12 protein-coding genes are annotated in these 12,776 nt (G+C 57.5%); 8 read left to right on the top strand and 4 right to left on the bottom strand.

The window, feature by feature from the left end:
* Positions 1-116 precede the first annotated feature (116 nt).
* The 5 genes from MWU49_RS01045 (at position 117) to sixA (ending at position 6,276) form a co-directional block, all read left to right on the top strand.
* Entirely contained in the window at positions 117-1,742 is a 1,626-nt protein-coding gene (locus MWU49_RS01045; RefSeq protein WP_246967031.1) for a hypothetical protein, read from the top strand.
* A complete protein-coding gene (locus tag MWU49_RS01050) occupies positions 1,739-2,638 on the top strand; it encodes a TIGR01777 family oxidoreductase (RefSeq protein WP_246967033.1) in 900 nt (299 codons plus the stop codon). The genes MWU49_RS01045 and MWU49_RS01050 overlap by 4 nt, the downstream gene beginning before the upstream one ends.
* Positions 2,639-2,744: 106 nt before the next feature.
* Entirely contained in the window at positions 2,745-4,592 is a 1,848-nt protein-coding gene (gene htpG, locus MWU49_RS01055) for a molecular chaperone HtpG (RefSeq protein ID WP_246967034.1), read from the top strand.
* 182 nt (positions 4,593-4,774) lie between these two features.
* Positions 4,775-5,803: an NAD(P)H-dependent glycerol-3-phosphate dehydrogenase gene (locus MWU49_RS01060; protein ID WP_246967035.1), complete on the top strand. Its 1,029-nt coding sequence runs from the start codon at positions 4,775-4,777 to the stop codon at positions 5,801-5,803.
* Positions 5,800-6,276, top strand: a complete 477-nt coding sequence (gene sixA / locus MWU49_RS01065; RefSeq protein ID WP_246967036.1) for a phosphohistidine phosphatase SixA — start codon at positions 5,800-5,802, stop codon at positions 6,274-6,276. The genes MWU49_RS01060 and sixA overlap by 4 nt, the downstream gene beginning before the upstream one ends.
* 268 nt (positions 6,277-6,544) lie before the next feature.
* Here the strand turns inward: sixA and MWU49_RS01070 are convergent, their stop codons facing one another.
* The 4 genes from MWU49_RS01070 to xthA all read right to left on the bottom strand — a co-directional run bounded on the left by MWU49_RS01070 (position 6,545) and on the right by xthA (position 10,234).
* Positions 6,545-7,774 (bottom strand): serine/threonine-protein kinase, encoded by a 1,230-nt coding sequence (locus tag MWU49_RS01070; protein WP_281501986.1) that lies wholly within the window; start codon positions 7,772-7,774, stop codon positions 6,545-6,547.
* 46 nt (positions 7,775-7,820) lie between these two features.
* Complete coding sequence (locus MWU49_RS01075) at positions 7,821-8,315, bottom strand: response regulator (protein WP_246967038.1); 495 nt, start codon at positions 8,313-8,315, stop codon at positions 7,821-7,823.
* Between the two features lie 75 nt (positions 8,316-8,390).
* A complete protein-coding gene (locus MWU49_RS01080; RefSeq protein WP_246967039.1) occupies positions 8,391-9,422 on the bottom strand; it encodes an ion transporter in 1,032 nt (343 codons plus the stop codon).
* Positions 9,419-10,234, bottom strand: a complete 816-nt coding sequence (gene xthA, locus MWU49_RS01085; protein WP_246967041.1) for an exodeoxyribonuclease III — start codon at positions 10,232-10,234, stop codon at positions 9,419-9,421. The genes MWU49_RS01080 and xthA overlap by 4 nt, the downstream gene beginning before the upstream one ends.
* A 159-nt stretch (positions 10,235-10,393) precedes the next feature.
* Between xthA and MWU49_RS01090 the strand changes: the two genes are divergently transcribed.
* From MWU49_RS01090 to MWU49_RS01100, 3 genes are all read left to right on the top strand, one after another.
* The gene (locus MWU49_RS01090; protein ID WP_246967043.1) at positions 10,394-11,206 is read left to right on the top strand and encodes an alpha/beta hydrolase; all 813 of its coding nucleotides are present in this window, start codon (positions 10,394-10,396) and stop codon (positions 11,204-11,206) included.
* Positions 11,206-12,057, top strand: a complete 852-nt coding sequence (locus MWU49_RS01095) for an alpha/beta hydrolase (protein WP_246968046.1) — start codon at positions 11,206-11,208, stop codon at positions 12,055-12,057. The genes MWU49_RS01090 and MWU49_RS01095 overlap by 1 nt, the downstream gene beginning before the upstream one ends.
* 136 nt (positions 12,058-12,193) lie before the next feature.
* Entirely contained in the window at positions 12,194-12,655 is a 462-nt protein-coding gene (locus tag MWU49_RS01100; RefSeq protein ID WP_246967045.1) for a MaoC family dehydratase, read from the top strand.
* Positions 12,656-12,776 lie beyond the last annotated feature (121 nt).

Consider the following 12,776-nt stretch of genomic DNA (forward strand, 5'->3'; position numbering starts at 1 on the left):
GCCTGACGCTGGCTTTGTAAAGTGAGCCGGTAGGGTTAGGCCTGTCGAGATGGGCCACGAATCACGGCCAGGGGCTTCCCAGGGGATAACCGCTGGCACGCGGAGAGAATAAAAAGATGGCTGAACTGCTGATCATTATCGGGATAAGCACCATTATCGTGACAACGCTGGGGCTCATGAACGAGGCCGGCCATCGCGGCCACAGTGCACTGTTTTTCATGATTCCCCTGGCCAGCCTCGGGCAGGTTCAAGAGGGCTGGGAGCATTACCGCTGGTGGGCTCTGGCACGGGTGGCCGGCGTTCTAAGCGGAGCAGTGGGCGTAGCCCTGTTTGTCATGGCGCATGGTGCTGGCTCGTCATCTTCAGCAGCGCTGTCTGGCCAGAGTGGCCAGGTGCAGCGTGGCGATAACATGGCGACCACGACCACTTTCGTGACCTCTGAGGAGGCTGCCCTGGCGGTGGTGAAAGGGCAGGGGCAGCCCCTGTCAGGCCGGATTCATGGTCGTGAGTTTCACTATGACCGGGTCGCACTGATTGATGGCGTACTGACTGCCAGCCAGGGTGAAGGTTTCTTGCCCGATCTGGAGGTCCGCGTCCTGATCGGCTGGAAACCGCAAGATATTGTTGAGCGTACCAACCTGCACGTGACCCCCTCTGATGCCAACCCGCCGGTGGTGCATGTTTCCTGGAAGCCGGAGGGAAAGGACTACCCGGAAACCCGCATTTTCAAGGGCGGCTACCGGATGGAGCTGGCACTGGCGCCACTGGATGCCGGTTCGCTTTCCGGCTCGCTGGTGCTGGTCGTACCGGACAGCTTCAAGAGTTATCTCACCGGTGACTTCACCGCCTACACCAATCATCTGCGTTACCGTGGCGGCGATGTGGATCTGCATTTTGATCATGAAGACACCCTGGCTTATGTGGCCCGACAGTATTTGGTTACGCAGTTCCCGGAGGGCGCGCTCAAATCCGTTACCCCCCGTCAGGTGGTCATGCGCCGGGCGGAATCCAGCGGTCAGGTCTCGGCACAGGTGCTGTTGACCAATGGGGCTGAGGAAGAGCGTTCTGTGCGCCTTGAAAAGAGTGATGTGGGCTGGTCAGTGGAGCCGGGTTCCATGGCAACGCGGGTGATCAAGGAACCCGTCGAGGGCAGCATGACCCTGATCAACCCCGGGCAATCGCAAGCGGTGGAAGAGGCCAGAGATCTGCAGCCGATCAGCACCACCTTCCCGGAACTGGTAGCTTATGTGGATCGTTCTGTGGTGCTGGAAATGACCAGTGGTCGCAAAATTGACGGTATCTTGCGCAAAGTTTCGGTAAACCGTTTGTGGCTTGAGATCAATGTGGGCAGCGGCGTGGTGGAGCGCAGCTTCCCGGAAAACGAACTGCAGTCTCTGACTCTGTCCAGTGGTCAGAAGGTGATAGTGCAGAGTGCTGAAAAGAGTGCTGAAAGTAGTACTGAATCCGTTACCATCCAGCCTGCATTGCAGGGCGAAGAGCAGACTGCGCCTGCCACAGGAAGCTCGGCAGGATATGCCGGCAGCACGGATCCCAGAGTGGAAGAGTTTCGCAAACTGGTGGGCCAGCCGGTCACCGTGACCGCGGATGAAGGTCCTGCCCGCAGTGGCTTGTTGCAGAGTGTGGAATCGGATCACATCACGCTGAGTGTTCCCATGGGGGCGGGCAATATGGAATATTTCTACGATCTGAACAGTATCCGCAGCATTGAGGCATCACGTTGAAGGTTCTTGTTACTGGTGGTACAGGATTTATCGGTCAGCATCTTTGCCGGCGCCTGGCGGCTCATGGTCACAGTCTGACTGTACTCAGCCGTCGCCCGAAAAAGGTGGCAAAACTGTTGCCGGAAGATACCCGCATTATTGATTCGCTTGATGCGATTGCGGATGACGAGCAGATTGACGGGGTTATCAACCTGGCAGGTGAGAGCCTGTTCGCCGGTCGCTGGACTGACAAGCGCAAGAAGGTGCTGTTCGATTCCCGTATTGGTGTGACTCAGGCGCTTGTAGGGCTGATTGCCCGGCTTGACCGCAAGCCCGCGGTGCTGGTTTCCGGATCGGCGGTGGGTTTCTATGGTGATGCAGGCAATGCAGAACTGACCGAAGAGAGTCCTGCTCGAAAGCGGGATTTCGGATACCTGCTCTGCGAGGCCTGGGAACAGGCCGCTCGGCCGGTTTCCCGGCAAGGGGTTCGTCTGTGTCTGATCCGCACCGGCATTGTGCTGGGCCGAGATGGCGGCATGTTGTCCCGGCTGTGGCCGCTCTACCGTGCCGGGCTCGGTGCCATGGTGGGTGATGGTAATCAGTGGCTCAGCTGGATCCATATCGACGACATGGTCGCTATTCTGGTGCGAGGGTTGGAAACTCCCGGGATCGAGGGGGTGTTCAACGCAACGGCACCGGCACCGGTAACCCAACGGGAGTTCCATCATAGCCTGGCTCGTCAACTGCGACGTCCTGCCTTCCTGAAGGTACCAGCGCTTGCCCTTAAAGCCGGATTGGGAGAAATGTCCGGGATTTTGCTTGGCGGGCAGCGGGTCTTTCCCCGTCGTCTCGAGCAGCAGGGTTTCGTGTTCCGCTATCCGGATTTACAGACTGCTCTGGCGCATCTCTCAGCCTGACCTGAACCGGGCACTGCTGATCCATTTTTTGGCTGTGCCCGGTGCCTTGAAAAGCTTCCAATCATCCCTACTTAAGATGCAGCAATGACTGAAGCAGGAGCGTGTTGTGTCTACCGAAAAACAAACCCATGGGTTCCAGGCGGAAGTGTCCCGTCTGCTCAACCTGATGATTCACTCCCTCTACAGCAACCGGGAAATTTTCCTCCGTGAGCTGATTTCCAACGCCTCGGATGCCTGTGACAAGTTGCGCTTCAAGGCGCTGGATAATGATGCATTGACACAGGAAGCGGGTGAGCCGGCTATTACCCTGACGCTGGACAAGGAAGCGGGAACCCTGACGGTCAGTGATAACGGCATTGGCATGGATGAAGCCGAGGTGATCGAGAACCTGGGTACCATTGCCCGCTCTGGTACAGAAAAATTTCTCGCCTCCCTGAGTGGCGATCAAAAGAAGGATTCCCAGCTGATCGGCCAGTTTGGTGTGGGTTTCTACTCTGCCTTTATCGTTGCTGACAGGGTAACGGTAGAAAGCCGCAAGGCGGGCAGCGACACGATTTCCGGTGTGCGCTGGGAAAGTGACGGGCAGGGCGAATTTACCGTTGAATCCATGGAGCGGGAACAGCCGGGGACCTCGGTGATTCTGCATTTGCGTGATGATGCGCAGGAATTTATTGATCCTTTCAAGCTGCGTCAGGTGGTTAATCAATACTCGGATCATGTGGCGTTTCCCATTCGCCTGCTGACACCGGCTGAAGGTGATGAGGAAGCCAGCGAAGAAACCCTTAATTCTGCGACTGCACTGTGGCAGCGTTCCAAAGGCGAGATTTCCGACGAGGAATATCAGAGTTTCTACAAGCACATCAGTCATGATTTTCAGGATGCGATGAGCTGGAGCCACAACAAGGTTGAAGGCACGCTGGAGTACACCAGCCTGCTTTATATTCCTGCTCATGCGCCCTTTGATCTTTATCATCGCGACGCCAACCGTGGTCTCAAATTGTATGTGCAGCGCGTCTTCATCATGGATGATGCAGAACAGTTCTTGCCTCAGTACCTGCGTTTCATCAAGGGTGTGGTGGATGCGCCTAACCTGCCTCTCAACGTGAGTCGTGAACTCCTGCAGGACTACGGTCCGGTGAAAAAAATCCGCGCTGCCCTGAGCAAGCGTGTGCTGCAGATGTTGAAGAAACTCGGCAACGATGAGGAGCAATATGCTGCATTCTGGGCGCAATTTGGCCAGGTGCTGAAGGAAGGGATTGGCGAAGACCCAGACAACCGCGAAGCCATTGCCGCTCTGCTGCGATTTGCCAGTAGCAGCCAGGATCAGGGCCTGACCAGTCTGGATGCCTATCTGGAACGCAAACCCGCCGAACAGGACAAGATTTACTACCTTCTGGCAGACACGGCTTCAGCCGCTCGCCAGAGCCCGCATCTGGAAGTCTTTCGCAAGAAGGGGATCGAAGTCCTGCTGCTCAGTGACCCGGTGGATGAGTGGATGATCAGTTACCTGGACACCTACAAGGATGTGAAGCTTGTCAATGCGGCGCGTGGCGAGCTGGATCTGGATGAACAGAATGAGGCCGACCAGGACAACCCCCTGGTGGCACGGCTGAAGGCCAGCCTGGCAGAAGAGGTGGAGACAGTTCGTGCCACTGGGCGCCTGGTGGACTCTCCCAGTTGTCTGGTGCTGGCCGAGGACCAGCTTGGCCCGCAGATGCGTCGTATGCTGGAAGCCGCCGGCCAGCCGGTACCTGAAAACAAACCCGTGCTGGAAGTGAACCTGGAGCATGATCTGCTCCGTGCGCTGGATAGCGTGGAAGAGGGAGACAAGTTCAATGATCTGGCCGCGCTGTTACTGGATCAGGCCATGCTGGCCGAAGGGCAGCTACCGAAAGATCCTGCTGCAACGGCTCGGCGTATGCATCAGATGCTTGTAAATGCAGTGAATAATTAACAGTTAATAGTTAATAGCTGCGCGAATCAGACTTGTATCTGAGTCGCGATTTGAGGCCGCGCCCGGGCTTGGGTGCGGCCTCATTCGTTATTCGAAAGGAAAAAATACAGGAACCAGTTAACTGTTCACTATTCACTGTTAACTGCTTTATGATGCCCAAAAGCAGTAAAAAAGGCGTTCTTATGACGCAGCAGAAATATAATGCCGCGATTCTGGGTGGCGGTAGTTTCGGAACGGCCATGGCCAGTATTCTGGCGGCTAATGGGCACGGGGTGAATCTGTGGGTGCGGGATCCTGAGACCGCCGCGGCGATCAATCTGGATCGGGAAAACAGCCGCTACCTGCCGGGCAAGGAATTGCCGGAAGGGGTGAATGCCACCGACAGTCTGGAAGAAGCCCTTGCCGATGCCTCCATGGTGTTTGTGGCTATTCCCAGCAAGGCGTTTGCCGAAGTGCTGGAACAGGCGCGCCAGTGGGTGCCAGAGGGTACGCTGGTAATCAGCTGTACCAAGGGGATCTATTCCGATGGCTTCCTGCTGATGAGTGAGTTGTTGCATCAGTACTGGCCGCACACCCGTATCGGTGTTCTCAGCGGGCCCAATCTGGCCAAGGAAATTGTTGAGCAGAAGTTTACCGGCACCGTCATTGCCAGCGCCGATGATGAGCTGTGCCAGACGGTACAGACTGCGCTTAGTTGTGAATATTTCCGGGTTTATGACAACCCGGATATTTACGGCGTGGAATTGGGCGGTGCTCTGAAGAATATCTATGCGGTGGCTTCCGGCATGGCCGCGGCCATTGGTGTGGGTGAGAACAGCCGCAGTTTTCTGATTACCCGGGCGCTGGCCGAAATGAGCCGCTTTGCGGTGGAGCTGGGCGCCAACCCGATGACATTCCTTGGCTTGTCTGGGGTGGGGGATCTGATCGCCACCTGTACTTCCAGTCTGTCCCGCAACTACCAGGTGGGTTTCCAGCTGGGGCAGGGCAAATCCCTGGAGGAGGCGGTGGAAACCCTGGGCCAGACTGCCGAGGGGATCAACACCATCAAACTGGTGGCTGACAAGGCCGCAGAACTGGATGTCTACATGCCCCTGGCAACCGCGCTTTACCAGGTGGTTTATCACCAGCAGCCGTTGCAAATCGTGATTCAGCAGCTGATGAGTGGCGAGTACAAGCATGATGTGGAATTCCAGCTGGGAGTCACTGGATGAAGCTGTTCATCAGTCGCCACGGAGAGGCGGTCGGTACAGCCGCCACTGATGCACTCCGGCCGCTCACCGAGCGGGGGCGTGAAGCGTTACTGGCGCACTGGCAGCAGCTCAAGGACAGTGGGGTCAGCATTTCCAACCTGGTGGTCAGCCCTTATCTGCGAGCCCAGCAGACGGCGGACTGTATTGCCCAGGTGTACGGCGGCCTCAAGCGCCAGGATTGTGATGAACTGATCCCGGAGGCGTCGCCGCTGTTGCTGCTGAACTGGTTGCTGGCCAATCCGGTCCAGGACAATACGGTGCTGGTCAGCCATATGCCGCTGGTGGCGCAGCTTACCGGGGTCTGGACGGGATCGACGGATCGCATCGGCTACACGGTGGGCACGGTGGCGTGTCTTGATGTTGATGTGGCGGCCGCTGCTGGGGCCAGACTGCTGTGGATGTGTAGCCCGGGTGAGAGTGTCGCAGGCCGCTAATCGGTTAAAATCTACCCCCTGGAATCATAACCATACCGTTTGCCGATTGCCGCTGGGCAGCGGCTCGCGGCCGTCGTATCTTGACCTTGTTGGCGCTTGAACGCATGGCAGACTCCTGACAGCGTCAACAAGCTCCCTGAGGGGGGATACGATGACTCCTTGCATCGTGATTCAGGCAGATTGAAAGCACCAATCCCGGTTGGTGCTTTTTTTTTGGCCGCTCTGCGGCTGCAACACGCTTCACGCTTCACGCAACACGCGAAAAAACCTAGTCGTCTGGCGTTTCTGCCTTGGTCTGCTTTTCCGGTTCCATCACCAATTGCTCGATGGGTTCGCCGTCGGCAGCGACCAGGTTCACGGAGATGGGAATACGGGCCAGAAACTCCAGGCCGTCAGTACGTTTCAAGTCACGCAGAGACTCTTTAACGCGACCTGCTATCCAGGGGTGCAGGGTCGCCTTGATGGTGACTGCCTTGCATCGTTTGCCCCGTTGAGCCTGCCAGTCCAGCAGGGCAGAGCGGAGCACTGGTAAATGCCCCTGAAACTGCTCGAAGTCATCGGCGACCAGATACACGTCATACTGGTATAACTTGCCGCGCCAGCTCATTCCCAGAGGGCTTTCCTTGAGCCGCAGGCGAGGCGCCAGAGGCGCGCTGTTGCCCTGTTGCTGTGGGCGGTAGCTGGAACGCTCCTTCTGGTAGTGCTCAGGGGATTGCAGCGAATCGAGCATGGCGATCACGGCATTACCGTCTTCGGGACGATCGGCCGGGTCCTTGGCCAGCAGGGCACGCAGTAGTGGCTGATAATGGCGCTGGCGTACCGGTAACAGGGGGATCGGTTCGCGCAAATGCGCCAGGGCCATGCTGCCAGGGTCGTCGCCCTGAAACGGCGCCTGCCCGGTGAGCATCTCGTAGAAGACACAACCCAGCGAGTAGAGATCAGATTGCGGCGTGAGCGGCTGGTTGCGATGTTGCTCCGGGCTCATGTACTTGGGAGTGCCCATGGCCTTGCCTTTGCCAAGAGTGCTGTCGGTGAGCATGCTGGAGGCAATGCCGAAGTCCATCAACAGGGCGGAGCCATCGGCACGGAACAGGATATTGTCCGGTTTCACATCGCGATGGATGAAATGATGCTCGCCGGCATAGTGCAGGGCACTGGCCAGCTGGCGTAACACCGTTTCCGCTTCGGCATCACTCATGCCGTTCTGGATTCGGCTCTTGAGGCTGCCCCCGGTCACGTATTCCATGCTCAGGTAGTGATAGCCCTCATATTCACCCACATCGTACACCGGCACGATATGTGGGTGATTGAGGCTGGCCACGGTGCGGGCCTCTCGCATGAACTGCTCTGCGAAGCGGGGCTCCATGGAGAGGGCCGGGCTGAGGATCTTGATGGCGACCAGGCGCTCGAAGGAGTTCTGTGTGGCCAGAAAGACGTGTGCCATGCCGCCTTTGCCAAGGCGTTCTGTAATGCGGTAACCAGGAAGTCTAAGTGCCATTTTGTTGGTATGCGTTGTGCTGACTATCAACGCAGTTTTACAGGGTTCACTCTTTCCCGTACAGCGCTTTCATCTCGGCTTCTGATTGTCTGGCCTGGGCCAGCTTGGCTTCCAAGCGCTTCTTCTGTTGATCAAGGCCGAGGAAGAAGTTCACCTTGCTCTGTAGCAGCATGGGGTCAATGGGTTTGAACAGGTAATCCACCGCACCGGTGCGATAGCCTTCCTGGACAAAACGGGTTTCCTTTGAGATGGCGGTAACAAAGATAATGGGTACATTCTCGGTGCGCTTGTTGGAGCGCATCAGCTTGGCCACTTCAAAGCCGTCCATCTCCGGCATCTGCACATCCAGCAGCACCAGGGCATAGTCATGCTTGAGCAGTTTGCCCAGCGCCGCCTGGCCACTGGAAACGCTTTCCAGTTCGCAATCCAGGTCTTCCAGTACCACTTCCAGTGCCACCAGGTTTTGGGGAGTGTCGTCCACCATCAGGACCCGGGACGGGGGGATGGATGGCTCGTTTTCAAGATGTTCGCTGGGCGACATGATGTTAATCCGGTGATCTTGGGTTTTCTGTTGGTTTCAGGGCCGGGGCAAGCCTGACCATGAATACCGATAATATCAGCCTTTATTCTGAAGGTCTTGGACCTGTTCTTCCAGCTTCCACTGCTGAACGGCAACCTGTCGCTTGATTTGTTCAAGAATATCAAGAAGGGTGTCGCGCAGCAGGTCATCCAGTTTCTCTCCGTCACCGCGGGCGGCATCAACTACGTCGTGCAGCAACTGCTCAAGTGACTCCCGGTGCGCCTCGGAGGACAAATCGTCAACCAGCTGGTCCACGAAGGCACTGCCGGTTTCCCGCACCGCCTCGCCGAGCAGGGCAATCGCCCGGGGCCCGGCCACCGGAATGGCCGCCAGCCGGCGTCCCGCCTGGGTCCGAGTGATCGCCTCGTCGGTGAGATGGGCGAAGTAGCCGGCCAATTCGTCGCGGTACTCACTGTGTGTCTTGCGTGTCGCCACCGCGATCCGCTCGGCAACAAAGCCCACCAGCTTTTCCTGACGGGGGGCCAGTACTTCGCGCTCGATACGGTGCAGTAATGGGCTGCCCCCGCCAACCTCACGCTGGGCTCCGCTCAGTACCTGCATGACAACCCGGTCGGAGACCTCTTCGACAACAATGTTGTAGTACTTGAGCAGGGTCTGGCCGAGCCAGGTTTGCGACAAATCGACGATGCCCATCCGCTGCAACCTGAACAGCAGGTTGACTACCCGCAATATCCGCAGCCAGCGGAAGCTGCCCACCGGGATACAACCAAGCAGATCGTACCAGTGGGCGAACGGGTAGAAGAACCAGCGGTGGTAGGTGCCCCGGGCGATGGCGACAACCCAGCGAACGCTGAACTCCGTAAGATAAACCGCCACAAAGCACAGGTCGTAAAACAGGAAGTCGTCGTGGATGGTATCGCGATAGAAACCATGAAACGCGGGTAAATAATGGGCCAGCAGTTGCTGGAAAGCCGACACCTGGAAAAACCAGTCGAACAGGATCAGCGTCAGGTTGGCGATGACCAGGGTGATCATCAGCAGGTCGATCAGGAACCCGAGGGTATCCAGGTTGGCCTTCAGCTTTTCCGGGTGCAGCTTGATTTTCATACCTTGAATCTTGCCCATACCGGGCAGTGATCGGAAGGCTTTTCCATACCGCGCAGTTCATAGTCCACGCCGGTCTGGTCCAGCTTTTCCATCAACGGCGCGGTGGCCAGCAGGGTATCGATGCGCAGCCCGCGACGGGGTTCCCGTTCGAAGCCCTTGGAGCGATAGTCAAACCAGGAAAATACATCATCGGTTTCCGGGTTCTGATGACGGAAGGTGTCGGTCAGCCCCCAGCCCAGCAGCCGCTCCCACCATTCACGTTCTTCCGGCAGGAAGCTGGTCTTGCCTTCGCGCAGCCAACGCTTGCGGTTGGCTTCGCCAATGCCGATATCAAGATCGGTGGAGGAAATATTGAAGTCCCCCATCACAACTACCTGCTGGTCCGCCTGCTGGGATTGCTCGAGATAATCCTGCAGATCTTCGTAGAACTTCTTCTTGGCCGGGAACTTGGTGGGGTGCTCGCGGTTTTCCCCCTGGGGAAAGTAGCCGTTGAGAACAGTGGTGGTGGAGCCGTCCTTGTTGCGCAGGGTGCCGATAATCATCCGCCGCTGGGCTTCTTCGCCATCATTGGGGAAACCGTATTGCACGTCTTCGAGGGGCTCGCGAGTGATCAGCGCTACGCCATAGTGGCCTTTCTGACCATGATAGTAAGGGTGGTAGCCCATATCGCGAACGGCCTGCTCCGGGAACTCCGGGTCGTGGACCTTGGTTTCCTGCAGGCCGATCAAGGCCGGCTGATACTTGTCGATCACGGCCTGCAGCTGGTGCAGACGTGCGCGAATTCCGTTGATATTGAATGAAATCAGGGTCATGAGGCCTCCTTTGTGGCCGCATTGTACACCAACCCGTGTCTATGGCAGGCCCGTATCTGGCGTTATCAGACATGGATCGCGGTGAACGGTGTTGGCTATCATGTTGCTTTTGCCTGGGAGTCACTGAACGCTCCCTTGCTGTGTTATTCGGGAGACACCATGTCAGCAGTACCCAGTGAAAAACCGGTTCTGGCTTTTGCCCATGCCAATGGCATACCCGGCCACAGTTACGACACCTTTCTGGCTCCGCTGGAATCGCGCTATCAGCTGCATGTAGTGGACAGGGTGGGCCATGATCCTGACTATCCGGTGGATGCCCAATGGCACAGTCTGAGCCTGGAACTGGAGGCGCAACTGGCGCCGTTGGGCAAGCCCATCGTTGGGATGGGGCATTCACTGGGTTCTGTTCTCATGTACCTGGTAGCCCAGCGCCATCCCGAGTGGTTTTCGGCTTTGCTGATGCTGGATCCGCCGATGATGAATGGCTTGCATGGGGTAATGATGAATCTGGCCCGATGGACCGGTCAGATGGATAAGGCAACGCCTGCGGGCAAGAGCAAGGGGCGACTGGACTTTTGGCCGGACTGGGCGTCGGTGGAGAGTTATTTCGGGTCGCGGGGAATGTTTCGGGCCTTTGATCCTCGGTGTCTGCAGGATTATATGAGGGCGGGTGTGGAGCCCTGGGAGAATGGATGGCGGTTGCACTTCCGGCCAGAAGTAGAGGTGGCCATTTTCCGTGAAGCGCCGACTGCGGCGACGCGTATGCCGCGGCTGAAAGTGCCGGCGGCTATTGTTACCGGGCGCCATTCACCGTCGCCTTTCCTGCACAGTGCCCGGCGTATTGCCCGCCGGCATCATATGATTCACCGCATCGCCGAGGGCAGTCATATGTATCCGCTGGAAAAACCCGAAGAGACGCTGGCGCTGTGTGAAGAATTGCTGGCGCAGTTGCAGGCCAAGGGGGGCGCGTGATGCCACCAAGCGAGATGCGATTCCAGGTGTACGGACAAACTCTCACTGCCCTGCAATGGCCAGGGGAGGGTGAACCGATACTGGCGTTGCATGGCTGGCTGGATAATGCCGCGTCCTTTGTGCCGTTGGCGCAACATCTAGGACGGCCCCTGGTGGCGCTGGATTTTTCCGGGCACGGTCATTCCGGGCATCGCCCAAATGAGGTGGCGACGCATCTGGTGGATCATGTGCGAGATGTGAAAGCGGTGGTGGATCAGCTTGGTTGGGGGCGTTTTACCCTGATGGGGCACTCCATGGGCGCCGGTATTGCCTGTCTGTTTACTGCGGCCTGTCCGGAGCGCGTTTCCCGGCTGATCCTGATTGAAGGTCTCGGGCCTCCCACCACCAAGGCGGATGAAGTGGCTGTGACCTTGCGCAAGGCGATGGATGACATGGCCGCCCTCGCGAACAAGAGAAAGCCGGTTTATACCGACATCAATGACGCTATTGAGGCACGTACCCGTGGCTTTGGCGGGCTGAGCCACGAGGCCTCGGCATTATTGGTGGAGCGCGGACTTATGCCGGTGGACGGAGGGTGGACCTGGCGTGCTGACAGCCGTTTGCGGCTGACGTCCTCGCTGCGCCTTACCGAAGACCAGGTGGAGGGTTTCATTCGCGCTATTGAGGCGCCGGTATGCCTGATACTCGGAGAAAAGGGTATGGGCGGCGGCGGCATGTTCGATCATCGCGTGGAGTGGTTAAAGTCGGTACAGGTGGTTCGGCTGCCCGGCCGTCACCATTTGCATATGGAGACACCTGAAGCGGTTGCCAATGCCATCAACTCCTTCCTGACCGTTCATTCTGGTCAGTGATGCCACTGGTCCCGGGCGTTGCTCTGACACTGACCAAAACCATCAGCGCCGGGCAGGGCAAAGTGGAAAAGTGTCATGGAATAGCCATGCCGCTCCTCGCTAAGCTGATTCGAAATGAATTCGAGGAGTTTCAACGATGAAAGTGGTAGAGGCGGCATCACTGGCCGAATACGTTGGCAAGGAACTGGGTGCATCCGAATGGTTCGAAATTGATCAGGACCGAATCAATGCATTTGCCGATGCCACTCTGGATCATCAGTTCATTCATGTGGATCCGGAGCAGGCGAAAAACACCCCGTTTGGTTCCACCATCGCCCACGGCTACCTGACTCTGTCCCTGCTGCCCTATCTGCAGAGCACCATTGACGGCTTTCTGATGCCCAAAGGCATGAAGATGGCCATGAACTATGGTTTCGACAAACTGCGTTTCATGGCGCCGGTGAAAGTGGGCAAGCGTGTTCGCGCCGTGGCCACTCTGATGGAAGCCACCGAAAAACGCGAAGGGCAGTGGCTGCTGAAGTTCGCCTTCAATGTGGAAATCGAAGGCGAAGAGAAGCCGGCTCTGGCCGCTGAATGGCTGCTAATGTACTTCATCTAAGCCTTGATCCCGCTGGATACTTTCAGGCCCGCCATGCTTGCATGGCGGGCCTGATTCGTTTCTGCCACGACGCAACGTTGACTATTTCGGGCCCTTCCTCTGTCCGCGGCTATGCCAGAAG

Source organism: Alcanivorax sp. S6407, from assembly GCF_023016115.1.
Taxonomy (GTDB): domain Bacteria; phylum Pseudomonadota; class Gammaproteobacteria; order Pseudomonadales; family Alcanivoracaceae; genus Alcanivorax.